We start from the raw sequence: 24,046 nt of genomic DNA on the forward strand, positions 1-24,046 counted from the left end.
CACCGAGCGAACAGCAGCCGAGCATGGGCTCGGCTCTACAGTTCGGCGGTACTGCTGCGGAACCCGCTGAACACCGATTCGGCGGCAAATCCCACGCCGCCCAGCAGCACGCCGAAGTACACCACCGTGGCCACCACGAAGCCGTAGCCGGCTGCCACCGCCGCACCATCGCGCTGGATGAAGCCAATCGCAAACGACATCAGCGCCAGCGCCGGCAGCGTGTTGCTGAAGGGAATCGGCCCGGCCGGCGCCATCAGCAGCAGGGTCGCGAACACCAGCATCAGGTTGTTCAGGCGCATCATCTTCTTCGAGCGCACCATCACCGCCAGCCGCATCGGCCGCGACAGCCGCTCCATGCGGTGCACCCATTTCAGCGCACGGCCCAGGTTGGCCTTCAGCTTGTCGGTGGCGATCCCGCGGCGCGCCAGCTTCTGCGGCACCCACAGCGGGCGGTTGCGCACCCGGCTCAGGCCGATCAGCAGGATTGAGGCGCCAAACACCGTGCTCAGCCCGGGAATCGACACCGGAATGATGAAGATGGCCGAGAGCAGGATCACGACCAGCAGCAGGCCCTCATCGCCCAGCGCGCTGAGCAGGGTGCCGACGCTCACCTGGTCGCCGGGCAGCTCGTCGATCATCTGCTCGATCTGCTGGGCCAGGGGGGCGCTGTCGTTGGTTTCGGGGGCACGGTAGGTCATGCGTCGCAAGGTTCTCCAGGGAAGGGCGGTCAGCGGGCCGTCCTGCGGTGGGGGACGCACAGGCTCCTGCAGTATCCTGGCCAACGTGGGCAAAGAGGTGAACCGGGCATGAGGGGGTAAACTGGCGTGCCCCGCACGAGTTGAACGCAATGGACATGGGCCGCAGGCAATCGACCATCGAACTGGTCGCCATCGACATGGATGGCACGCTGCTGGACCCGTCGCACCAGCTCACCCCCCGCGCCAGGAAGGCCATCGCGCAGGCGCGGGCGCTGGGCGTGCACATCGTGCTGACCAGTGGCCGCCCGGTTCCGGGCCTGGCGCCGTACCTGCACGAGCTCGGCATCACCGCCAACGACGACTACTGCATCGCCTGCAATGGCGGCCTGGTGCAGCGCATCGGCACGCGCGAAACCGTGGTCGAGTATCCGCTCAGCTTCGACGACTTCCTGTTCTGTGAGCAGGTCGCCCGCGACTTGGGCGTGCACTTCCAGGCGCTGGACAGCCAGCGCATGTACACGCCCAACCAGGACATCAGCTACTACACCGTGGCCGACTCGCATCTTTCGCGGATGCCGCTGTCGTATCGCCGCGTGGAAGACATGGACCCGTCGATGTCCTTCATCAAGCTGATGATGATCGACGAACCCGAGGTGCTGGACGCTGCCATCGCGCGCCTGCCCAGCGCGCTGACCGAGCGCTTCGCGGTATTGAAGAGCGCGCCGTTCTTCCTGGAAGTGTTCGACCACCGCGCCGGCAAGGGGCCGAGCCTGCAGAAGTTGGCCGAGCACCTGGGCATCGACCGCGCCAACGTGATGGCCATCGGCGACCAGGAGAACGACCTCACCATGCTGCAGTACGCCGGTACCAGCGTGGCCATGGGCAATGCCATCGATGCGGTGAAGGCGGTGGCGCGGTTTGAGACCAGCAGCAATGCCGATGAAGGCGTGGCGCGCGCGATCGAGCGTTTCGTCCTGCAGTAACCGCGCGTCCCTACGCTCTGGTAGCTGCCAACCTTGGTTGGCACACACAATCGGCAAGCGCCGACCAAGGTCGGCCTCTACCAGGCCCCATTCGCCCCGGTAGGTGCCAACCTTGGTTGGCACGCGCAGACGGCAAGCGCCGACCAAGGTCGGCCTCTACCAGGCCTCATTCGCCCCGGCAGGTGCCAACCTTGGTTGGCACACGCAGGCGGCCAGCGCCGACCAGGGTCGGCCTCTACCAGGCCCCATTCGCCCCGGCAGGTGCCAACCTTGGTTGGCACACGCAGGCGGCCAGCGCCGACCTGGGTCTATACCCACGTATAGCCCACCCATCCCCACCGCCATCGGCGCTGTACCACCGCGCAATGGCGGATGCGGCAGCGCGATGCAAGAATTTCGCACGTCGAAATCACGCCATCGAATCCTGCGGCAGATGATCGTCTTCCTCTGCTGACCGGCGCGCACCGCGCCGTCGCTCTCTCAACGCAATCGCACCGCCAGCCAGGGCGCCGACACCGGCGCTGCAACGCGCTGGGCGTGCGCCTGCGCGGCTCTCTCCCTGCACCCTGGATCTACTGCCATGAACACCCCACCCACGACGCGCCTCGCCCTGGCCATCATCGCGGCCATCACCGCACCTGCGTACGCTGCAGAAACGCAGGACGCCGCGCTCGACACGCCCACCACGCTCAACGCCCTGCAGGTCATCGCCACGCCGCGCGGCGCGGCCGTGGCACCGACCCAGGTGGTCGGTCCCAACCGCTACATCATCAAGGCCGAGGACCTCGACGCGATGGTCACCGGCAACAATGGCCTGGCCATGCTGAAGCAGGTGCCGGGCGCGAGCTATACCGCCACCGATGGGCTGGGCCTGGATATCTCCGCCACCAGCCTGTTCGTGCGCGGCTTCCGCATGAACGAAATGGGCATCACCTTCGAAGGCGTGCCGCTGAATGACAACGGCTTCCTCTCGCTTACCGGCACCAGCGTGGTGAACGTGGGCGTGCCCGATGGCATCGGCGCGATCACGGTCAGCCCCGGTGGCGCACCGGTCAGCGTGTTCTCCAGCAGCGTCAACGGCGGCAGCTTGGAATACCGCCTGCGCGACCTGCAGGACACGCCCAGCCTGCGCGTGAAGCAGGGCGTGGGCAGCAACAGCACGCTGGTCACCACCGTATCCGGGCAGAGCGGCCAGCTCGGCGAGCATGGCCCGAAAGTGCTGGTCGACCTGCAGCGCGTGTCCGCCGACAAGTACCAGGGCGAGGGCACGCAGAACTTCCTGCGCGGCGACCTGAAGCTGCAGCAGGACGTCGCCTGGGGCGATGTCACCGTGTTCCTGTCCGACAGCAAGGCCAAGGTCTGGGGTTACAACAACATTTCCTTCGACATGATCCGCAAGCTGGGCTGGAAGGCCGACATCTTCTACCCGGACTACGCCTGGGCGTATTACGTGGCCTCGCCGGAGAACGCAGACAAATCCTGCGGCGCCTATACCTGTGGTGAACTGTCCGGGCTTATTCCCTACGACACCGGCCAGAGCACGCGTGACCGCGTGTCCTCGATCAACCACCGCTTCCAGATCAGTCCGGCGCTGAGCGGCAACGTGCAGCTGTACAACGCCAACAGCCACACCCAGGCCACGCTGACCGACCCGAACGTGCCGTCGCCCAACGGCGCGCCGTTCTCCGAACAGGTGCAGACCCCGCGCCTCAACCGGCTGGGCGGCATGGTCAACCTGCAGTTCGAGACCGGCGCGCACACCGTCACCGCCGGCTTCTGGCAGGAGAAGAGCAAGGCCGCCGCCAAGACCGAGTGGTACCAGCAGCCGCTGCTGGGCGAGGGCCCGCCGCTGAAGGCCACCGGTCCGTTCGATGTGTACGGCCCCGCGTTCAAGACCGACAACGCATCGAGCTGGGTGACCCGCTCGCGCCAGTTCTACCTGCAGGACGACATCGTGCTGAACGACACGCTGAAGCTGGGTGTCGGCTTCAAGGCCGTGGACTTCCGCACCCGCGGCGGCGGCCTCGGTGACGCCAAGGACCGGCCGGTGAACGGCACGCTGCGCGCGAAGAGCAACTTCCTGCCGCACGTCTCGCTGTTCTGGAGCCCGACCGAATCCACCGATGCCTTCATCGACCTGGCCAATACCATGAACGGCTATCGCGTGGCCCAGCGCGGCAACATCGGCTACACCGCCTCGGCGTGGACCATCACCGACCAGGAGGAGTTCGACCGCGTGGCCGGCACGCTGCGCCCGGAGAAGAACTGGAACCTCACCGTGGGCGCATCGCATCGCTTCGACCGGCTGACGATCACCGGCGACGTGTTCTACAACGACATCCGCAACCGACTGCTGTCGGCCGCCATCGGCACCCAGTTCGCACAGATCAACACCGTGCGGCTGATGCCGAAGATGCACGTGATCGGTGCCGACCTCGGCATCACCGCCGACCTGACTGACCACCTGCAGTTCTACCAGGGCGTGGCCGTGGCCCGTTCGTACTACGACAGCGATTTCGTGGTGGGCGACACGGTGTACCCGATCAAGGGCAACGCGCAGCCGGGCTACCCGCAGATCTCGCTGGTCAGCGACCTGTCAGCGCATTTCGGTGACTGGCGTTTTGGCGCCACCAGCACCTCCTACCTGCGCCAGCCCTTCACCTACGAGAACGACATCCGCGTGCCGACGTTCTGGCAGGTCAACACCTATGCCGCCTACCGCTTCGGTGCCGACAGCGCGGTGCCCGGCCTGGAGCTGCGGCTGGACGTGAGCAACCTGTTCAACCGCCACAACATCGGCACCGCCACCATTGCCGGCTCGTCGTTCTCGGGGGATTACCAGACCCTGCAGCGCAGCGCGCCACGGCAGCTGATGTTCAGTACCTCGATGGCGTTCTGAGGCGATGAAGGTGGGGTCAGAGCCCTTTGCTGCGCAAAGGGATCCGACCCCGCAGCCACCCCGTGATCGGGGTCCGATCCCTTTGCGCAGCAAAGGGCTCTGACCCCCAAAACCCGCCTAGAAACCCGCCTTGCGCAAACAACAGGGGTTTTCTGGCGGCGACGCAAGGTTCCCACAATGTTGCTGGGTCATCCTGTTGGCATGGCACAGCACAACCCGCGAACCCCGTTGTTCGGCATCCGGGGCCCAGGATGGCCCCGGCAGGCTCTGTCCGTGGCGCCGGCGATCGATCTGCAGGGCGAGTACCAGTTCTGGCAGGTCTACGAACGCGTGGTCCGCCCGCTGCCCGGCGGTGGGCTGCGCCGGGCCTGGCTGGTGTGCCAGAAGGTGTACCGGGACCGCCTGCGGTTCCCGCATGACACCCGTGAAGCCGCGCTGGCGCGTGTGCTTTTCGGCAGCAACAGCACGCCCGAGCGCGCAGCCGAACTGCAGGACCTCTTCGGCCTTGTCAGCCGCCGCATGGCGTCCGTTGCCGTCCGGCGACAGGCGCCCATCCTGGGAAAGTGAATCACTGGCCAGGAATCGACACGCGTTGATGGCTTTCTCTTGGTCCGCCTGCTTTTGGCCTATTCTGGGGCGGGCTGGTAAGGACGGGAAACGATGGAAATCAGACGATCTGCACGCCTTGTGATCGTTGCTGAGGATGCGGTGTTGCTGTTCCGGTATCACGATGAACACCACGCTCCCTTCTGGGCTACACCGGGCGGGGAGCTTCTGCCCGGGGAGGGATATGCGGACGCCGCACGGCGTGAGCTCAGGGAGGAGACCGGATTGGATCTGCCGATAGGCGTGCGGCTGGAAACGCGCGATGCCGTCTACGCGGTCGCCCGATCAACGCCCGCGCGATGGCTGGAAGAGTATTTTCTGGTCCGCAGCCCCAACCAGCCCGACATCCAGCGTGACGGGTGGACGGAGGAGGAAAATGCCACGATCAGGGCGTGGAAATGGTGGCGCGTAGAAGAGATGAGAGAACAGCCTGCTTCCCTGTTCAAGCCGGAATGGCTGCCGGATCTTTTTGAACGTGTGCCCGCATGACGCGGCCTGATTCTGCCCGCTGCGATTACGTGCTCGCCTTCCCCCGGTCCAGCTGCCGGTAGCCAATGGCCTCGGCCAGATGCGCCGTCTGGATCGTTTCGCAACCCGCCAGATCGGCAATCGTGCGCGCCACCCGCAGAATCCGGTGCATCGCCCGCGCCGACAGCTGCAGGCGCTCGATGGCCTGTTCCAGCATGTCCTGATCTGCCTCGCTCAGTCGGGTACAGGCCCGCAGTGCCGCCGGCGGCAGATGCGCGTTGAGCCCGCCACGCACCTGCTGCTTGGCATGGGCGGCTTCCACCCGTGCACGTACCGCCGCACTGGGCTCCCCCAGCGGCGTGCTCTCCCGCAACTCCACTGCGTCCATACGGGCCACACTGATATGCAGGTCGATACGGTCCAGCAACGGGCCGGACACGCGCGCACGGTAGCGGTTGATGCGCTCATCACTGCACAGGCAGCGGTTGCTGCGGTCGCCAGCCCAGCCGCAGGGGCAGGGATTCATCGCCGCCACCAGCTGGAATCGCGCTGGATACTGCACGCTGCGTGCCGCGCGGGCGATGCGGATGTGGCCGGATTCCAGCGGCTCTCGCAGGGTCTCCAACGCACTGCGGTTCCACTCCGGAAGCTCATCCAGGAACAGCACGCCGTGATGGGCCAACGAGATTTCGCCAGGGCAGGGCGGATTGCCGCCACCCACAAGCGCCGCCGCGCTCGCACTGTGGTGCGGTGCCCGGAAGGGCCGCTGCCGCCATCGTCTTGGGTCCAGCCCTTCGCCACTCACCGAGGCAATCGCGGCCAGCTGCAACGCCTCGGCTTCCTCAGTATCCGGCAACAGGCTGGGCAGGCGCGAAGCCAACAGCGTCTTGCCGCAGCCAGGGCTGCCGATCAACAACAGATGGTGCCCACCGGCGGCCGCCACTTCCAACGCGCGCCGTGCATGCGCCTGCCCCCGCACGTCGGCCAGATCGGGCAGGGGCAACGGTGTCGTGTCCACGCGCTCCACGGGCGGCAGCAGGCGCGGATTGCCCAGACCGGCACAGCACTCCAGTAGCGTGCGCGCCACGCGCACATCCGCGTGCTCGGCCAGCGCCGCCTCGGCGGCATTGCCGGGCGGCACCACCAAGATGCGGCCGGCATCAGCCGCCGCAATCGCAGCAGGCAGCGCTCCGGCCACCGGCCGCAGTTCGCCGGTCAGCCCCAGCTCGCCCAGGAACTCGTATTGCAGCAGCGACTGCGGATCGACCTGGCCACTCGCGGCAAGAATGCCCAGCGCGATGGCCAGGTCGTAGCGCCCACCTTCCTTGGGCAGGTCGGCAGGCGCGAGGTTGAGCGTGATGCGCCGCTGCGGAAAGTCGAAGCGTGCACAGAGCAGGGCGGCACGCACGCGCTCGCGCGATTCGCGCACGCTGGTCTCGGCCAGGCCGACAATCTGGGTGGCAGGCAGGCCGCCAGAGAGGTGCACTTCCACCCGCACCAGTGGGGCATCGACCCCGGCGCGGGCACGGCTGTGGACCAGCGCCAGGCTCATGTGTGGATTCCTGCAGAAAGACGCCTGATGGTGCGGCAGGTAATCTGCGTGGGACTATCGGGGTTTGCCGGCAATGCGTCTCGGGGTATTTCTGCCTGCAAAGGGCGCAGCGTGCGCATCGAGGGCAAATGATCTGTGCAGCGCGGCTCTGGGATGGCGGTCTCGCAGGTCTTGCGTCAGACAAGGGGTACTACAGGGCAGTGAAGGAAAGGAGCGAGCTGAAATGCAGTGCATTCGAGTACTGATGGCCCTCTCGCTCGCCATGGGCCTGCCGGGGTGCCGGGATGAGGTGGAGAGTTCAACGTATCCCATTGGCCAGACGGGAGAGACGTGCACCGCCTACAAGGGCTTCGAGCGCCAGCCGCCTGAAGTAGTTGTGGCCGAGCTTGCCAAGCGAGGGTTGGATAGCAGCCGTTTGGTGCATAGGACAGTCTGCGGCCCGATCACAAGTTGGGACATTCTCCCCGCAGGGGCGTCGATCGATCGGATACCTCCGCCAGACGCATATGTAAGCGTCCACCTGCTGGAAGACGGCTCGGTTTCCGTCAGTACAGACCGCCCCTGACGTTGGCGCCGCCCTTGATGACCGAGCGGCGGGGGAACAGACAAAAGTACGGATGGGCTCGCAGGCGGGGCGAGTGGCACCCAGGTGGGCTGGAAGGGTGACAACGATACGACCCTGCGTGCTGAGAGCGGCACCAGGACAGCGGCGGAGTAGACATTGAGTTTTCCACATGTCAGGAGTACCCGGGAAATGTACAGATTCAAGGCCGAAGTCGTTTCCATAGAGGAAGATGACTACTGCATCGTAGTTGGCTTGGCCGACAGCTCGACGAATCCGTCTCGTTACGTGGTATTGCAGAACGCGAAGGCGTATGACGACCAGGACGAAGAGTTGGGCATGGCGCACGCCCATATCGAGGTCGGTGGAGGTCTTGAGCCTTGCTATGGCGGTCTGGTGCATATCTCTCTGCGGCGCATGGAGCTTGAGCTGTCTCTCTCCGAAAGTGCACAGAGGAAGCTTGGGATCACTGGTGGGATTGCAGTGACACTGAAAACGTTGGAAAACGGCAGCAAGCTGGAGGCCGCGTTGCGGAAAATCTGTGTTGCGGAGGGTATTCCGCTTGATCTGAACTCGTCTGGACGGGATTGAGTTCATGCTGTGCCGCACTGCCTGCGAGAGGCGGGCTGAGCGGGGACAAGAGGCAGCAGGTCCGGACAGGCGAATGTGTTCTGGCTCATTTTCAAAGCCGGGGGAGTGGCATGAAAGCTGACGAATTTGTATCCGCTATCCAGCGCTATGTGCTTGAATCATCCGTGGGTAGTACGATCTCGAACCTGGCGTATCCACCGGGCCGTCGGGTGGCCCCAGACCTGTTGGCACGGTCCGAATGGTTCAACAGCTTGTCCGCTGTAGAAGCCGACATGTTGCGAGCCGTTGCCGGTGAAGCTGCCCGTTCGGCGGTCTTCGGGTTTCTGGCGGTGCTTGATGGCACCCGTGTCATCGATTCAGAGAAAGGCACCTTCGAGCTTCACCATGTGGGTCGCGAGAAGCGCCTGGTGAATCCGTCTGGCATCGATCTACACGACCTGCTCGAATAGGTGCGGGATGCGCGCGCAGCACTGACATGGAGCGTGGGACTGATGAAACTGAACTTCGTGGCGGACTGCGACTGGGAGTCGCATGTTGGCAGGATAAAAAGTCATTACGTAGAGCGCTCCGCCACATTCGAGTCCAGGAGCTACGGGAACGAAGTGGCTTCTGTGGCATTGCTTTTCGTGTGTCGAGATCCCGAGCTGGATTTCAAGCGAAGAGTGCAGTTTCGACGAAAGAAGGCGGAGTTCTATACCGATGTGATGCTTGACCTGCCGACCATCGTTCCGCTCTCGATGAAGGAGAAAATGCGGTATGTCTCCCGCGAATTGCTTGAGCAGTTGGCGGAGCAACTGGGCAGGGTGAAGTTCAAGGACTTCGACCATGCAAGGTTTCTGATGGATCTGAAGGTATGGCTGGAGGACATCGATAGCCGTTACAACGGCCAATCGTCGGGTGCATGGCACTATGCCTCGGGCGAGGCGTCCTAGTCGCTCCGGAAGTCACCGATGCTCACTTGCTGGTCAATTTTCTCAACGGAATGAGGGATCCATTGCAGCGCTATCTTTGTGATCTGGATGTAACAGGCAATCTTTCGGCGGGTCGCGATGTCGAGCAGCTGCTCTCCGATCGATATGAGTTGGATCAGCGTGTGATTCGCTTTGTCTCCATTGAGCAGGCCAATCTGAACGCCTGGAGGGTTCGTCTTTGCGAAGTATTTGACAATGGAGCGCCTGGCTTCATCGATGTGTACGAGTTCGAGGCGGTGGATCCTGATCATCCCTTTGGTACCGAGTGGACGTTTGATTCGGTTGACGGCGCCTTGAGGTTCGCGCGGGACGTGCTGAGGACCAATCAGGGGCGCTATGTGAACCAAGGACTGATTCAAGACGAGTACAAGGACCGCTATCGTCCGGAATGGTGATACGCCTCTGGAACGAGTGGGCTATCCGAGTCAAGAATGCTCTGTGATCATTCTTTCAGATGGATGGACGAAGTTGTCATGAAGACACGCAGACTCATCTTGATTGCGCTGGGTATGTTGCCTGCAGCAGCAGGCTTCCCCGCAGGGAATCCACGCGTGGACTTTGTATCGAAAGCCTTCCGCGATGGAAGTTTCATCCCGCATGTCTACAGCGAGAGGGATTTCCTGCGCCGCTATGGTGATGGCGAGCTGGTCGTGGATGCCACAGGACTGATGCGGCGTAGATACCTGGATCCCACTACCCGATTGGAGGTGCTGATCACCTCCAACCCTGACGTGGCTCCGCAGTTCCGAACCATTGATGAGATCCGCGTTTCATCGATCAGCGCGGCGCAACCCACTGCAGGTAGAACCGAGAGCCTGCGCGGCGTGAAGCTGAAAGGCGTTGCGATGGGTGATCCGGCGTCCGAGGCCATCGGCACAGCACGCAGATATGGCCAGCGGAAGACAGAGCAGGCAACGCTGGGGGGCTTCGATGTCGAGCGCACCTGTGGGTTCTCGGAAGGTGGATCGAGCATTTGCTTCTACGTTCGGGATGGGAAAGTGGTTGCGATGGCGCTGGGGTTTGGCCCCTGACCAGTTGCTGTGCCGCATGCGGTGCAGGCACAGCGCAACCGTGAGCGTCAGCCTACGAGGGCACTTCAGCGCTGAGGTAATTGGTGGGAGCGGCCTGGCGGTCGGCTGGCGCCCCAAGCAGACACCGCTGCTCATCCAGCACCAACCCATTGAAGCGCCCAAACCGTGCCTCAACCCACGAAGGCCCCGCGCTTTCCACCAGCAACCGCCCCTGGCTCTGGTGCAGATCCAGCCAACGCTCGAAGCTGATACGCAGACGCTCGATGTCCGGCGCGCGCCACCGTGCATCGGCAGGCATGCGGATCAGCACGCGCGAGGGCGCGTTCTCCACGTCCATCACCAGCACGCCCTTGCGGCGGATCTCGAAGGATATCGCCCCGGCATGGCGCGCGTGCAGTTCAAAGCCCTCGTGGGCCTTCGCGGTCACGAAGCCGCGCGCATCACTGTGCAGCAGGCGGTAATCGGCCGGCTGCAGCTTTTGGTAGGCCCACACCTGATCGCCCGCAGGCTCGGGCCAATCCACCCACATCGCGCCGATCACCGCGATGCATATCACCGCAGCGGCCAGGCCGAGCTTCTTCATTCGTCACCCCACACACAGGCAGAAAGGTCCGCGCGATAAGCGCGCTCAGTCCTTGGGTCGCATCCGCTCGTGAATGAAGGCGGTCAGCGCCAGATCGGCCATCACCAGCCCCTCCATCACCCGGTCGCCCACGTACTGCTCTGGCCCGCCGTTCTGGCGCGTGCGCTCGGCCGCCAGCAGGATCTCCTGCACGATGCGCTGGCCGGTGAGTGCGCAGTCGGCGTCGGACAACGCCATCTGCCGGCCACGCAGGTGATGGCGCTCAGGCCACGGCTGGCCATCGGCCGCAGCGCCCGCGCCGATGGCGCGCAGGATGGCGATGAGGCTGTTGGGGTCCGGGGCCGGAGCGGCCGAGGGCGCTTGCTGGATCGGGCGCGGGGGAGGGGAGTGCGGCGTGGTCATGGCGGGCTCCGTGCATGCAGGCGGACGCCGCCACCGATAAAGGTGGCGGGCAGAGCGTGGCTCGAAAACCGGATGTTGGGAACCGGCGGGTACAAGACCCCCACGCCCCGCCCGCCATAGCCGGCAGACGGATTGCCAGCCGGCACCACGCGCGGTGGTGCCGGCTGGCAAGCGCAAACTACTTCCCAACAAAACGGGCTTTCGAGTCCCGACCACCGATGCACGGTGGCGCAGTAACGATTACCTGCTGTTGTTCGGAATGCCAACGGGTGGGGGGCAATGCCGCCAAAACCCGAGACGCTTTTGGCATTGTCGCATAGCACCGGAAGCGGCGAGAGCCTTGGCGTGCTTGGCGCAGCGGGACTTCTGGAACGGAGTCGTCAGAACCTTCCGTCAGAGATGTAGGGCGCGGCAAATGCGACAGCATTGGTCCGACGGTCGCTGATGGATGCCGCGTATTTCGCCTCCATGCGTGAGTGACTTTCTGCCTATTGACCCCGTGGGGCGTCACGCAGAATCTGACTACTGCTGTAGTCACCAGGAACTGTCCTGCCCGCAGCAGGAAGGTTCTGCGGCGTTTGAACGGACTCCACCCACTGGCGCAGGCCGCTACAAGGATCACTGTACGTGTTACGCCGCAATCGACTTCTTCTGTCTGCGGGTCTGCTCCCGCTTCCGTGGTTCCTGTTCTGGACCAGCGTTGCTGCCCTGTTCGCGCCGGGCTACAACCCGCTTGCGCAGCACGCCAGCGAGCTGCTGCAGGCGCCCACGCTTGCAAGCATCTGCGGCAGGATCGCCGCCCTCGGCTCCGGCGTGGGCTTCGTGGCGTTTGCCATCGGGATATGGCGGGAGTCCGGCCGGCGGATTGCCGTAGGCGCAATCTGCTGGGCGATCTTTGGCATCTCCATGCTGACCAACGGGCTCTGGCCCATGGGCCACCCGATGCACGGCTTCTACACCATCGGTATCGCCAACATCGTTGCACCGGCGATGTCGCACATCGAACTGAGCGCGTGGTCGGCCAACCGAAGGGCGTACGCCGTGACCGCTGTGGTGAGCATCGCGGGGATTGTCTATCTCTGGTTGAACGTGGTGGGGGCGGATCCGGAGGGATTCAGGGGGCTGACACAGCGCCTGTTCTCGTCGATCAACTCGCTGTGGCCGTTCCTGGTTGCGCTGTACCTGCTGCGCAGGGATTCAAGCGCGCTGAAGGCGCAGGCTGCGCATTGATGGAAGGGTATGCTGCACTTGGACGATGATTGAGCGTGCGGAGTTGAGAGCAAGATGAGAATCTTTCGCCGCCAGCTGATCTACGTCCAAGTGCACCAGGACCATTTTATTGCGCGCTTGGTCGGTGGAGACAGGACCATCCGTCGCCAATGTCATGCCCTTGGCAATCACGCGGGCCCTATCAAGGACTTTTCTACCCTCCAGCCCCAGCTCAAGGCGATCTTCTCGGAACTCCTGCCTGGGTTCTCTCTCGTCAAGCCGTGGGGGATTCTGCACTTTGATCCGGCTGAGTACCCGGTTACCAAGGAAGAACTGGCCGGGTTTCAGAAGGCTGCCATGCGAAGTGGTGTGAGCTTTTGTTTTCTCTCCACGTGGGAGCAGCGGCATGAAGACAAGGATCTGTTGGAGATGTTCAAGTAGGGTTCGGCCCGATATTCGTTCTATACCACGCAGATTCGTGGGCCGGTTCGAGGCATTGCGAGAGTCCGCTCTTGGCCGGAAGCAGACATCAGCACTGCTTAGGCGTTAGCCCGGTGCTATTCTCCGCTTTCGACCCAAAGCAGACATTCTCCTCCGATGCCGCGAGCTGTCATAACTGTCCTGCTAGGTGAGGGTGACGACGCCGGATCCGAGGCTAAGTTCAATGCCGAGTGGGAGCTTGTCGAGCAATGGTTGGACCGCTGGCGAGACAACATGGCTACCTGCCCCGAAAACTTTGAGGGGTGCGGTTGTTGCTTCGTGTATTGGGAAGTGGATGCACCGCAGTGTGCGCTGGAAGAGCTTCCTTCTCATCTCTTGACCGGCACGTGGTAGCCGACAACCAACGTCCGCTTCTGGCCGAAGCGGACCCGCAGTCCAGATGATTCCGATATAGGTGCAGCCATCCGCCTGCGAGAGAGTACGGACACGATGAATCCAATAAATGACGTAAGCCAGTGTGACGCCAGAATTCGACTCTACACACCTACGTGGAGCACGAAGAACCATTTCAGGTGATGACTTCGGCTCAGGGGGGATGAGGATCTTGGAGATGCATTTCTGCACGCTCCATTGATTATGTTAGTTTGATTGGCTGAACAACAAGATTGCTCTTCACGGGATTAGGTGCCGGGTGGCGCTGATAGCACTTTTCGAACGCAGCAACAGGAATTTACGCTGGAACGAATCGCAGAAGTCCTGCGCATCCAAATAGCTAGAGGCCAGTCATGAGTTCGACCGTCGAGTTCTTTGTTGAGACGATCGCCAAGGATCGCACTGGGAAGTCGGTGTACGTGGGTTTTGTTGTCACGGGCGGCCCGATATGCGTCGGAGACAAGTTTGTCTCGATGTATGAAATTCCGAGGACACTGGAAGACATCCAGCTGGGACGCCGGCGCACCTCTCCAGAAAACGTCCGTGACATCTCTATTGGTGTGGATGCAATAGATGCAAACAGGCGGCGAGTACAGGCGCTACCTGAGGGCGTGACCGGTGCACTTTATCTAACGGGTGAAGACGTGGCGTTTATTGGAGCTCGAACATACTTGCTAACGTCGGGTTGACCTAAGTGATCCTCAGTCATTGCCAGCGATACGATGCTCGGCGGCGATTGCCCGACAGAGATCCGACTCTTGCGCGCCAGTGATTTGCCAATCAAGGAAGGCGAGATAAATTTCATACAAGGACAGGCTCTGAAAGCTGTGCTTGGAACGGGGATCACGCTCTATATTTTCAACGCGAGCGTCCTCAAGTACGATCTCCCGATACCACGGGCTCACACTGTCAGGAGCGATGGATGAAGGTCGTCTACAGCTTGCGCAATGATCTTGAGAAAGATCAGTCCAGGATTCGAGATACGCAATCCTTGACGTTGAACGATGCGAAGCCATTGCTCGGATTAAAAGGCAATAAGGGGCTATTTGGTAGCGAGGAGTGGTGGTCCAATATCGAGTCTGGAGTCATTGAGGGTGAGTGCGTCACGGGTGTAATTGCGAGCCTGTACGTTGCGGGGCAGGAGCGCCTCGATCACCCAAACGAATTCGAGTTCACCCTAAACGATGGGAGTTCAAGGTCGGAAGCAATCTTGACGGATGATCCAAATTCCATTTCTGCATACGCCATCGGACGGAAAGTTCAAATTCACTACGCGTACGATGAGCTTAAGTGTCCCTTGAGAAACGGGCTTCCTCAGTATCTGGACTTCGTTGTGAGAATAGAGATCGAAGAGTGATAGCGTCAGTTGGCTGCGGTGCGGCACGCGATGAAGTGCGGCTCCACTTGCTTTTCGTGCCCGTTTTCTGGCGAGAAGACTCGGCTTGTGAATTCGCGCCTGTGGTGAGCGTCCGCTTCTGGCCGGAGGCAGACATCAGCACTGCGTAGGCGTTAGTCCGGTGCTATTCTCCGCTTTCGACCCAAAGCGGTCATCTGGAAAGTTCGCTGCTCCCATGAGTCATCTGTATTCTCGGAGAACATTTGACGAGGCCAAGGAGCTCGCGAGGTTGGCTTTCCGAACTGCGGCTGCCGATCCTTGACGCCTGCTGAGCTCGATGAGCTGGGGATGCATGGTCTACTCACGGGCGGCACGCCAGGTGCAGACTGGGAGCAGATCATCGGGAGCGTTCCCACGGAGCGTTTTTTCTATGAACTGCAAATCTACAAGCCAGCCGACGCCAGGCCACACATCGAGAAATCGTACGTTCGCATGTTGGTCCCACGAGACAGGTCGTCAGAGTCGGTCCGGTTCATGTGGCGCCCGCCCGTTGGACGCGGCTAACAAATGAATGTCCGCTATTGGCCGAAAGCAGCCCCGATTCTCCGCCATCGTTCTCGCAGACGTTGAAGGTTGAAATCTGGGATTGATGGCTACCCTCGCCAATCGGGATTTCGCCCTGCCAACGATTGATACCACCAAAATTCAGTAACGGCATCCCTAATCATGGAGCCTAGAAACTCCTCAGAGGGCGGTACCCACCTCCGTCAATCGGTGGGTTTTCTGTGTCTCAGGTCCTACGGTGCAACCGACTTGGTGCTCTGCGTCGGGAGGGCTTCTAATACAACACCCTTTGGGAAGATGCGTCGGCCGGCTCTCTGCGGCTTCTGGCGTCCCGACTTCCTGTCGTTGTCCGTCCGGGTTGACGGCGTAAGGTTGAGCCCCCCATTACTCCTAGGCGAAACCCGAAGCCCGAATAACGGTTCTAAGTCACTGATTATACGTAGCATTTCGACCAAAGCTATCGCAGTCTTTGGCGAATTCGCAGACACGCCCGATACTAGGGCTTTCAGACGACGGAAGCGCCAATGACCTCGCCGCTTTATGACTTGGACGAGCTAGTGCTCCAGTGCAGAAATGAGCGTGCACGCAACTACATTCGGGAAGCAGTGTCCAGCTACAGAGCTGGGGCATTTCGAGCGGCTATCGTCTCAACATGGATCGCAGTCTGCTTCGACATCATGCAAAAGTTTCACGAGCTTGCCATCGCCGGCGATGCTGCTGCGGGAAAAGAAGCGGAAGCCCTTGAGCGAATCAGGGCCAACGGCGACGTGACCGCAGCTATGCGGTTCGAAAAGGACCTCCTCAACAAAGCAAAGTCGCCCTTCGAGCTCGTGAACAACCTAGAATACATAGACCTCACGCGGCTCTACGACGACAGAAACCGTTGCGCTCATCCCTCGTTCGTCGCGGACGGGGAAGCCTACTCTCCTCCTGGAGAACTCGCACGCTTACATATCAGAAACGCTGTAACGGTGCTTCTTATGCACCCTCCAGCGCAGGGGAAATATGCCCTGGACCGGCTGCTAACCGATGTTAGGTCGCAGCTGTTTCCAAGGAAGGTAGACGAAGCACAAGCGTGGCTGGCTAACGGCGCCATGCGCAGGCCTCGTGATTCGCTTACACGCAACTTCGTGGCCGTGCTTATTAAGGATTATCTGATCGGCGAAGCTGACTACCCTGAAAAATCGCGCTACTCATCCGCGCTAAAGGCGGTACGCAACTTACATCATCAACAATGGAATGAAGCTGTCCGAGCACACTGCTCGCCCGTGATTCGGCAGCTCGACGACACCAAACTAGGAGTTGTCGTCGAATTTTTGTCGATTTGCAATGAGGCGTGGAGTCTCGTAGAAGCTGACGTCTCACAGCGGGTATTAAGCTTCATCAGAGAACTTCCCTCTGATAAGTTCGACGTCATTGAGAACGCCCTGTCCTTCGATGCCTTTGCCAAAGAAGCAAAGAAGCGAATTGCGAGATCGACCGTCGACGAGATCGAGAACGTCTTTTGGTTTGACATACCTGCTTCAGTGGCCGATCGCCTCATTGACATCTACCTGCGATCCCGGTCTTTTTCAGAGGCAAATAAAACTGGTCGATTACTTACAGTATATGCATCTGAGCTCTCCGTTGAGCATGCGCAGCGAATAATCACAGGGTCGGCAGCCAATGAGGAGATCGTCGGGAGCTTTGATTTTCCCGGTCTTCTCAACGCGCTCCACAAGAAGACAAAAGGCGTGCGAGAGCTAGGAGATTTCGTCACTTTACTCAATGATTCAGGGCTTGGCGGGTTCGCTGATGACATCCCGCCCTGATCCAGTGAGTTCAACTCTGATTCGCAACTGGTCGATTGCAATTCTTGACGATTCCCGCTTCTGGCCGGAAGCAGACATCAGTACTGCGCCGGCGCTTGGCCCTGTGCTATTCTCCGCTTTCGACCCAAAGCGGGCATTTGCACCCTGCTTGCTGCGGTCGTCGAGCCTACCGCTGGGTCCGGTTTACGTTGGCTTGTTAATCGGAATCAGGCACCCTAAGATCGCGCCGTATCAAGGGAGAAGTCCCCCATACGGTGCTTTGTGCGTAAGTCGTATAATCGGACCCAAGGGTCCGTCTACTAGGTGGTTGGGCCGCTGTGCAAAGTGAACGGTCAATCGGAACCTTTCGAGCTGAAGTTGCTGGTAACGAGCGGGAAGTTGAAGTGATTGTGTCGAGGTGCGCATCGACATTCTCGCTTGGCCGCGATGACTTTCACGTTTCTGTCAGGCTCTCAACCCTTGACTATTCGGCGTCTCTCGCTGAGCCGCAAGAACGTAGCCTTCCCTACATCAGGGGCTGGCTGAATTCTTCGCAGTGCGTGATCCAGCTAGAGAATATTGAGAGAGCATGCATCACCAGAGGACAACGATTCACGGAGAGGGTCCTCTTGGCCCTTGTTGCTCTAGCGCCGGAGGCTCACCAGGTTCGCATCGCCAATGTTACCCACCGTGTAACGCAAGACGTTCTTCGTACTGCTCTGGGTCCGGACAGACGTAAAGTAGTTCCTGCTGGGTCACTTCGTGGCCCATTACTCCAGTCACTTTCCAGTATCGGCTGCACAGCAGTCCAAGCCGAACGGGAGGGTGCGTCCTACTACCATGCGCTGGGCTTGCTCGGTGCGTGCCCTAACAGGTCATTCAAGCCGAATCCGCTTCGCGGCTCGGCTTAATTCTGGCGTTAGGACTCAATCACAGGGGATCGCAAAGTGTCAGAAGCAACGGCCATATCTTACACCGTGTCGCGCGGCAACGAGCCGGGGGCTGTTCTCACTCCGCACCTGCATGAGGACGGTAAGTACGTAGCGAGCATGAGTCGGTTCGAGCAGGACTACGTTCGTGTTGAGTCGATTCGGGAGCTTGGCATTCTTGCTCAACACGGCTTCAGCGTCCGCATGAGCAGTCCAACCAGCGCCAGTCATCGGGCACCAAGTCTGATTTCGCCTGGTTCGCTGCAAATCGTGTTCGGGAGGGGCGTTGAGGCCTAACAATTCATTCAACCCGAACCGGCTTCGCCGGTTGGCTCAACTCAGGCGTTAGGCCCGTGCCGGAGACCACTGTGGAACATAACTTCGAAAGGCTGAAAGCCCACATACTTCCGCTGTCACGCTCGGACTTATTCGAGGTAGCCCGCACCGAGTGGGACTTGGTGAGTGTGGAGATCACGGAAGAGTTCGATCACTGCCCTTGCGGCCAAGAAATAAAAGAGCATTGCTACATAACAAATCGCATCACAGGCAAGTCGACTTACGTTGGCAACGTTTGCATCAATCGCTTTATTGGCATTGATACGGGCAACCTGTTCGATGGCCTGAAACGCATCGCAAAAGACCCGTATGCCAACGCTAACCTCGACGTCATCGAGCATGGGCGCAAGATGGGGTACATCTACGACACTGAATATGAACTCTTGGTCAGTACGCGCCTCAAGCGGAAGCTGTCGGAAAAACAGCTTGAATGGAAGCGCAAGATCAATCGCCGCATCACCCAACAGATCTCGGTGCAACGTCGCACACGCACCTAACAGTTCGTTCAAGGCGGACGACCCATATGGGCAGCCGCTTAACTCCAGCGTTAGGGCGCACAATAGGAGCCTCATGAACCCACGCGACGTAAGAAGTACGCAGGCGACTCCTGCACCCGACTTGACGAATTGCTCGCGGAGAATTCGAGGCCGCAGATCTAACAATTTGTTCAAGCCGATGCCGCTTCGCGGAATGGCTTAAGTCAGGCGTTGAACGTTCGCTACTGGCCGAAAGCTGACAGAGCAGAACGCACGCAACTGAAATCCAATGACCATATTCCATCACTCCTTGGTAACCCTCCGGCTCTTCGGGGATGACCTCAATCCAGCCGAGATCACTGCTTTGCTGGGCGCGAATCCAACCGCCGCGCATCACAAGGGCCAGGAATTCAGAGGCAACCAATCAGGCACCGTGCGTATCGCCAGGACTGGAAGCTGGCAACTTGATGCGGAGCGTCGTGAGCCTGAAGATCTGGACGCTCAGATCTTCGAGATCCTCGATCAACTCACCGGCGATCTCGCCGTATGGCAGGCTCTGGCACGCTTCCGGCCTGATCTGTTCTGTGGCCTTTTCATGTGCAGCAGCAACGGTGGTGTCTCGCTTTCGCCTCGCGCGCTGCTGGCCTTGGGTGAGCGCGGCATTGAGCTCGGGCTGGACATCTATGAAGCCGATGAAGAGGTGCGCGACGCCCAACGCCAGCAGGCCATCAATTGATGATCTCCCCACTCCCCGAAGCAACAAACGCCTTCAGCTGCCGAACGAACTCCGCGTCGTAGGCTTCCCACTCCGAAACCTCCCCAACCACCCGCAACGGCTGCGCACTCCGATACGACCGCGTCGGGTTCCCGGGAAACTTCTTGTTGGTCACATTCGGATCGTCTTCAAACGGCCCGGTCGGCTCCACCACATACACGCGTGGCCGCCCTTCACCGCGAGCCATCTCCGCAGCCAGCCCGGCGCCCTTGGCAATGGTGGTGAAGTAGATGTGGTTCATCACCACGCTGTCGCGGTAGTTGGAGCGGAAGCCCGCGCTCAGCAACTCGCCCACCGCCAGGTCAGCGCGGGTGCCGTGATAGAACGGCCCGGCGACCTGGTCGCAGGTGTCATGCGAAACGGGTGTCCATTCAGTGTCCTGCGCCATCGCTGCTGCCCCTGCTTGTCCTGCCGGATCGACAGGCCGGCGAGTCTAGGGCGCCCGGTGGGCCTTGCTGCAAGGCCCCATCCGGGAAATAATCTGTAAACGGGAGGCGCAGTGCGCCTCCTTTTTTCATTCTGCGGCGCCGCGTCCTTCCAGCTCGCGCACGGCCGTTTCCAGCGCGTCCAGCTTTTCGCGGGTCTTCAACAACACCGCGCGCTGCACTTCGAACTCCTCGCGGGTGACCAGGTCCAGCTTGGCCAGGCCGGCCTGCAGCGCGCTCTTGAAGGTGGCCTGCAGTTCCTCGCGCGATTCGCGCAGGCCCGGCGGCACCAGGTCGCTGAGGCGACGGGCGAGGTCATCGATTTGATTCAGGTCGATCATGGGGTGCTCCGTGGGGGTGGGCCCGTGCATCCGGCGCGGGCAGGCCGTTCGGGCACAAGGATACTGCCGGCACCCACTGCCCGGACAGGCGGCAGCGGCTTCGCACGGGCCGTGTTCAGGCGCTATCCTCCACGCCGGAAGACAGGAGATAGACGATGAAGATGGTCATGGCGGTGATCAAGCCGTTCAAGCTCGACGACGTGCGCGAAGCGCTGGCCGAGCGTGGGGTCACCGGGATCACGGTGACGGAAGTGAAGGGCTTTGGTCGCCAGAAGGGCCACACCGAGCTGTACCGTGGCGCGGAGTATGTGGTCGATTTCCTGCCGAAGGTGAAGCTGGAAGTGGCGGTGACCGATGACCAGGTGGAGGCGGTGGTTGAGGCCATCGTGAAGGCCGCCGGCACCGGCAAGATTGGTGACGGCAAGGTGTTCGTGTACGACCTGGGCAGCGTGGTGCGTATCCGTACCGGCGAGTTGGACGCGGACGCGTTGTAACCCGCTCGGCGGGATGTTGTAGAGCCGAGCCCATGCTCGGCTGCATTTCGCGCGATGCAGGAACAGCAGCCGAGCGCGGGCTCGGCTCTACAAAGAGCGGTAAAGCGGTCGAGCGAGCTCGACCCCTACCGGCGCTTGGCCCACTTGTAGAACCGCTTCCAGCCCTGACGCACCGCGGCGACCCAGCCCGGGTCGGCCACCAGCGCGGCCTGCGCGGCGCTCGGCGCCTGGCCGGTCACGCGCTGGCGGATCTTCAGCAGGTTCTTCATGTCGCTGCGGCGCATCTGCCGGCTCAGCGGGCCGCGGCGCAGCCAGCGGGGTACGCGCCAGGCGGAGGTGAAATCCAGTAGCACCGGCACGCCGCCACTGACCACCACGTTGGTGCCATGCAGGTCGTTGTGGGTGATGCCGGCGGCGTGCAGGCGGCTGAGCGCGTGTTGCAGCTGCTCGAACACGTCATTGCCGACGGCCTGCGCGGTGCTCAGGGTTTGGCCGGGGATGAACTCCATACCCAGAGCCAGGCCACCGAGGGTGCCGAGCAGCGCGGGGGCATGCTTCCAGCCGCCGAGGCGCTGCAGCATGCGGGCCTCGCGGCGCACCATCAGTCGCGCGATCAGCGAAACGGGAGTGCCGCGGTAGCGGGAGTAGTCCTTGATGACCGCCTCGCGCCCGTCCAGGCAGGTGCGGTAGACGTCGGGGGCCAGGAAACGTTCGCCGCGCTTGAGCAGCAGCGGGGAGGCGGCATCATTGCCGCAGGAGGAGGGGGGAAGAGCAGGAAGATGCATGTCGGGGTCTCGAACGACCCGGTGGGTGGCGCAAAGCGTCAAGCGAACCGGTGTTACAGGGAGTTACTAAGTTTTCGTTAATTTTAGTACTCGCCAGTTCGCTATTCCACGATTTGTCGGAGAAATGTCGGGGTCGTGGCTGGAACAGTTCGTCACGCAGAATCGGACAATTCCGTCTCACTTATAAGGATTGCCCCGCTGGATCAATGAGTTGGGCGCGCTTCCAGCCCATTCATCGGCGGCGCGCTGAACGCCACGCACGTCCAGCTTGACCCCGGCGCACGCCCTGCCGACCATAAGCTGTTAACCCGCGACATCGGCGGCCGCCCCCCTCCGGCACGTCCCCGTCCCCTGCCGCGTTCCGAACCGGTGCTGGCCGCCTGGCCGTGCATCGCCCCGTTTCCCGTTCCGGCCGCGGCTGGAGGAAAGTGCTTTGATCATCAAAATCGTCATTGCAGCGCTGTTCGTGGCCTGCGTGCTGTACATCCACTTCCGTGGCAAGGTCCGCGCGCGCTGGTCGCGCCAGCTGCTGGACCACTCCAGTTTCATGGCCCCGATCAACGTGGTCATGTACATGTTCTCGAAGGTGCCGACCACGCCGTTCCTGGACCCGGGCAAAGAGTTCCCGCAGCTGGAGCCGCTGCGCCAGAACTGGCAGATGATCCGCGACGAGGCGCTGGCGCTGCGCGACGCGCAGAAGATCGCTGCCTCCAGCACGTTCAACGATGCCGGCTTCAATTCGTTCTTCCGTCGTGGCTGGAAGCGCTTCTACCTGAAGTGGTACGGCCCGTCGCACCCGTCGGCGAAGACGCTGTGCCCGAAGACCACGGCGCTGATCGAGTCGATCCCGGACGTGCGTGCGGCGATGTTCGCGCAGCTGCCACCGGGCAGTGAGCTGCGCCCGCACCGCGACCCGTTCGCTGGCTCGCTGCGCCTGCACCTGGGCCTGAGCACGCCCAACGACGATGCCTGCTACATCGAAGTGGACGGCATCAAGAAGAGCTGGCGCGACGGCGAGTGGATGATGTTCGACGAGACCTACATCCACCATGCGCACAACGAGACGCAGCAGGACCGGGTGATCCTGTTCTGCGACATCGCCCGCCCGCTGCGCTTCGGCCTGCCGGGCCTGTTCAACCGCGCGGTGGCGGCCACGCTGCTGGCCGGTGGTGCATCGCCGAACCTGCCGGGTGACCCGACCGGTGGCGTCAACAAGGCGTTCGGCGGCCTGTACAAGGTACGCCTGAAGGCCAAGGCGCTCAGAGAGCGCAGCGTGGTGGCCTACCAGCTGATCAAGTGGGGCCTGGTGGTGGCGGTGATTGCGGGCATCTGGGCGCTTTGACTGTAGAGCCGAGCCCATGCTCGGCTGGGTTTACCGCAACCTGTCCGAAGAGCAGCCGAGCGTGGGCTCGGCTCTACAGAAGGCAGAAAACCCGCGCTGTCGCCAGCGCGGGTTTTTGTTTGGATCAACCCTTCAATGCCGCCTGTACGAACGGCGGGGTCACCAGCACGCCGGTGTGCAGCGCGGCGGTGTAGTACAGGGTGTTGAAGGTCTTGGCGGCCGAGTCGGCCTGGCGGAAGTCGAAGCTGCTGTCGCCCTTGCGCGCCATGGTCACGCTCCACCAGCCGGTGGGGTAGCACGGCTGCGGGAACGGCAGGGTCTTGAACGAACCGAAGCCGGCCTTGCCCATCTCGGTGCGCATTTCGTTGATCAGGTCCAGCTGCATCAGCGGCGATTCGGACTGCTGCACCAGGATGCCGTCGTCCTTCAGGGCCTTGAAGCAGCTCTCGTAGAAGGCCTTGTTGAACAGGCCTTCGCCGGGGCCGACCGGGTCGGTCGAATCGACGATCACCACGTCCACGCTGCCGGCCGGGCAGTTGGCCATGTAGGCCACGCCGTCGTCGAACAGCAGCTCGGCGCGGGCGTCGTCGTTGGAGTCGCACAGTTCCGGGAAGTGCTTGCGCGCCATCACGGTGACTTGCTCGTCGATGTCGCACTGGGTCACGCTCTCCACGCCCTTGTGCTTGAGCACTTCGCGCAGGGTGCCGCAGTCGCCGCCACCGATGATCACCACGCGCTTGGGTGCGGCATGGGTGAACAGCACCGGGTGGCTGATCATCTCGTGGTAGAAGAAGTTGTCCTTGCTGGTCAGCATGATGGCCCCGTCGATGGTCATCAGGTTGCCCCAGTCGGTGGTCTGGAAGATCTCGATCTTCTGGAACGGCGACTGCACCTCGTCCAGCTTGCCGGTGATGCGGTAGCCGATGGCCGAGCCGGTGCGCTCGAAGTGTTCGATGTACCAGTTGTTGCTGTCAGTCATTGGAAAACAGTCCTGTTCGGAGGGGTGGAGCCGGGCTGGCGGGCGG

Annotated in this window: 26 protein-coding genes; 18 read left to right on the forward strand and 8 right to left on the reverse strand. The window is 61.7% G+C overall.

Translation table 11 applies throughout. From position 1 onward, the window contains the following. Positions 1-35 precede the first annotated feature (35 nt). Positions 36-698 (reverse strand): exopolysaccharide biosynthesis protein, encoded by a 663-nt coding sequence (locus E5790_RS11360; RefSeq protein WP_032958795.1) that lies wholly within the window; start codon positions 696-698, stop codon positions 36-38. Positions 699-847: 149 nt separating this feature from the next. Between E5790_RS11360 and yidA the strand changes: the two genes are divergently transcribed. The 4 genes from yidA to E5790_RS11380 all read left to right on the forward strand — a co-directional run bounded on the left by yidA (position 848) and on the right by E5790_RS11380 (position 5,675). Then, on the forward strand, positions 848-1,681 hold the full coding sequence (gene yidA, locus E5790_RS11365; RefSeq protein ID WP_111205637.1) for a sugar-phosphatase: 834 nt from the start codon (positions 848-850) through the stop codon (positions 1,679-1,681). A 580-nt stretch (positions 1,682-2,261) separates the two neighbouring features. Continuing rightward, positions 2,262-4,580, forward strand: a complete 2,319-nt coding sequence (locus tag E5790_RS11370; protein ID WP_136191750.1) for a TonB-dependent receptor — start codon at positions 2,262-2,264, stop codon at positions 4,578-4,580. A 177-nt stretch (positions 4,581-4,757) separates the two neighbouring features. Then, positions 4,758-5,147 (forward strand): hypothetical protein, encoded by a 390-nt coding sequence (locus E5790_RS11375; RefSeq protein ID WP_111205635.1) that lies wholly within the window; start codon positions 4,758-4,760, stop codon positions 5,145-5,147. Between the two features lie 93 nt (positions 5,148-5,240). Then, on the forward strand, positions 5,241-5,675 hold the full coding sequence (locus E5790_RS11380) for an NUDIX domain-containing protein (RefSeq protein ID WP_111205634.1): 435 nt from the start codon (positions 5,241-5,243) through the stop codon (positions 5,673-5,675). A 25-nt stretch (positions 5,676-5,700) separates the two neighbouring features. Here E5790_RS11380 and E5790_RS11385 read toward each other — a convergent pair whose 3' ends face one another. Then, on the reverse strand, positions 5,701-7,206 hold the full coding sequence (locus tag E5790_RS11385; protein WP_014648717.1) for a YifB family Mg chelatase-like AAA ATPase: 1,506 nt from the start codon (positions 7,204-7,206) through the stop codon (positions 5,701-5,703). Positions 7,207-7,960: 754 nt separating this feature from the next. Here E5790_RS11385 and E5790_RS11395 point away from each other — a divergent pair. From E5790_RS11395 to E5790_RS11415, 5 genes are all read left to right on the forward strand, one after another. Beyond that, positions 7,961-8,359 (forward strand): Imm10 family immunity protein, encoded by a 399-nt coding sequence (locus tag E5790_RS11395; RefSeq protein WP_101766221.1) that lies wholly within the window; start codon positions 7,961-7,963, stop codon positions 8,357-8,359. Between the two features lie 110 nt (positions 8,360-8,469). Then, entirely contained in the window at positions 8,470-8,808 is a 339-nt protein-coding gene (locus E5790_RS11400) for a hypothetical protein (RefSeq protein ID WP_134709220.1), read from the forward strand. Between the two features lie 42 nt (positions 8,809-8,850). Next, positions 8,851-9,291: a hypothetical protein gene (locus E5790_RS11405; RefSeq protein WP_049441965.1), complete on the forward strand. Its 441-nt coding sequence runs from the start codon at positions 8,851-8,853 to the stop codon at positions 9,289-9,291. Between the two features lie 26 nt (positions 9,292-9,317). Then, on the forward strand, positions 9,318-9,725 hold the full coding sequence (locus E5790_RS11410) for a hypothetical protein (protein WP_136191751.1): 408 nt from the start codon (positions 9,318-9,320) through the stop codon (positions 9,723-9,725). 78 nt (positions 9,726-9,803) lie between these two features. Beyond that, entirely contained in the window at positions 9,804-10,361 is a 558-nt protein-coding gene (locus E5790_RS11415; RefSeq protein ID WP_136191752.1) for a hypothetical protein, read from the forward strand. 52 nt (positions 10,362-10,413) lie between these two features. Here the strand turns inward: E5790_RS11415 and E5790_RS11420 are convergent, their stop codons facing one another. Further along, entirely contained in the window at positions 10,414-10,944 is a 531-nt protein-coding gene (locus E5790_RS11420; RefSeq protein WP_111205632.1) for a cold-shock protein, read from the reverse strand. A 45-nt stretch (positions 10,945-10,989) separates the two neighbouring features. After that, entirely contained in the window at positions 10,990-11,346 is a 357-nt protein-coding gene (locus tag E5790_RS11425) for a hypothetical protein (RefSeq protein ID WP_049441958.1), read from the reverse strand. A gap of 627 nt (positions 11,347-11,973) precedes the next feature. Between E5790_RS11425 and E5790_RS11430 the strand changes: the two genes are divergently transcribed. The 7 genes from E5790_RS11430 (at position 11,974) to E5790_RS11460 (ending at position 19,595) form a co-directional block, all read left to right on the forward strand. After that, entirely contained in the window at positions 11,974-12,576 is a 603-nt protein-coding gene (locus E5790_RS11430) for a DUF998 domain-containing protein (protein WP_111205631.1), read from the forward strand. Between the two features lie 54 nt (positions 12,577-12,630). Then, entirely contained in the window at positions 12,631-12,996 is a 366-nt protein-coding gene (locus tag E5790_RS11435; RefSeq protein ID WP_111205630.1) for a hypothetical protein, read from the forward strand. Positions 12,997-13,781: 785 nt separating this feature from the next. Beyond that, positions 13,782-14,117 (forward strand): hypothetical protein, encoded by a 336-nt coding sequence (locus E5790_RS11440; protein WP_136191753.1) that lies wholly within the window; start codon positions 13,782-13,784, stop codon positions 14,115-14,117. Positions 14,118-14,350: 233 nt separating this feature from the next. Further along, a complete protein-coding gene (locus E5790_RS11445) occupies positions 14,351-14,785 on the forward strand; it encodes a hypothetical protein (RefSeq protein WP_111205629.1) in 435 nt (144 codons plus the stop codon). Positions 14,786-15,852: 1,067 nt separating this feature from the next. Then, positions 15,853-17,139 carry a hypothetical protein gene (locus tag E5790_RS11450; RefSeq protein WP_111205627.1) on the forward strand — a complete coding sequence of 429 codons (1,287 nt, stop codon included), beginning with the start codon at positions 15,853-15,855 and terminating at the stop codon, positions 17,137-17,139. A gap of 1,261 nt (positions 17,140-18,400) precedes the next feature. Further along, positions 18,401-18,880 carry a hypothetical protein gene (locus E5790_RS11455; RefSeq protein ID WP_210730430.1) on the forward strand — a complete coding sequence of 160 codons (480 nt, stop codon included), beginning with the start codon at positions 18,401-18,403 and terminating at the stop codon, positions 18,878-18,880. A gap of 268 nt (positions 18,881-19,148) precedes the next feature. Continuing rightward, the gene (locus tag E5790_RS11460) at positions 19,149-19,595 is read left to right on the forward strand and encodes a DUF4279 domain-containing protein (RefSeq protein WP_111205625.1); all 447 of its coding nucleotides are present in this window, start codon (positions 19,149-19,151) and stop codon (positions 19,593-19,595) included. On the opposite strand, the gene arr is transcribed toward E5790_RS11460, so the two are convergent. Both arr and E5790_RS11470 read right to left on the reverse strand, forming a co-directional pair. Next, on the reverse strand, positions 19,588-20,022 hold the full coding sequence (arr, locus tag E5790_RS11465; protein ID WP_111205624.1) for an NAD(+)--rifampin ADP-ribosyltransferase: 435 nt from the start codon (positions 20,020-20,022) through the stop codon (positions 19,588-19,590). The genes E5790_RS11460 and arr overlap by 8 nt on opposite strands. A 126-nt stretch (positions 20,023-20,148) precedes the next feature. Next, on the reverse strand, positions 20,149-20,400 hold the full coding sequence (locus E5790_RS11470; RefSeq protein WP_005411375.1) for an accessory factor UbiK family protein: 252 nt from the start codon (positions 20,398-20,400) through the stop codon (positions 20,149-20,151). Between the two features lie 155 nt (positions 20,401-20,555). Between E5790_RS11470 and E5790_RS11475 the strand changes: the two genes are divergently transcribed. After that, complete coding sequence (locus E5790_RS11475; RefSeq protein ID WP_005411374.1) at positions 20,556-20,894, forward strand: P-II family nitrogen regulator; 339 nt, start codon at positions 20,556-20,558, stop codon at positions 20,892-20,894. 125 nt (positions 20,895-21,019) lie between these two features. On the opposite strand, the gene E5790_RS11480 is transcribed toward E5790_RS11475, so the two are convergent. Further along, entirely contained in the window at positions 21,020-21,679 is a 660-nt protein-coding gene (locus tag E5790_RS11480; RefSeq protein ID WP_032958814.1) for an RIO1 family regulatory kinase/ATPase, read from the reverse strand. Positions 21,680-22,115: 436 nt separating this feature from the next. On the opposite strand from E5790_RS11480, the gene E5790_RS11485 reads away from it, so the two are divergent. Further along, positions 22,116-23,021, forward strand: a complete 906-nt coding sequence (locus E5790_RS11485; protein ID WP_168708244.1) for an aspartyl/asparaginyl beta-hydroxylase domain-containing protein — start codon at positions 22,116-22,118, stop codon at positions 23,019-23,021. 124 nt (positions 23,022-23,145) lie between these two features. On the opposite strand, the gene speE is transcribed toward E5790_RS11485, so the two are convergent. Then, on the reverse strand, positions 23,146-24,000 hold the full coding sequence (gene speE, locus E5790_RS11490; RefSeq protein WP_008268330.1) for a polyamine aminopropyltransferase: 855 nt from the start codon (positions 23,998-24,000) through the stop codon (positions 23,146-23,148). Positions 24,001-24,046: the final 46 nt, after the last annotated feature.

This window comes from Stenotrophomonas sp. PAMC25021, from assembly GCF_004795795.1.
GTDB lineage: Bacteria > Pseudomonadota > Gammaproteobacteria > Xanthomonadales > Xanthomonadaceae > Stenotrophomonas > Stenotrophomonas muris.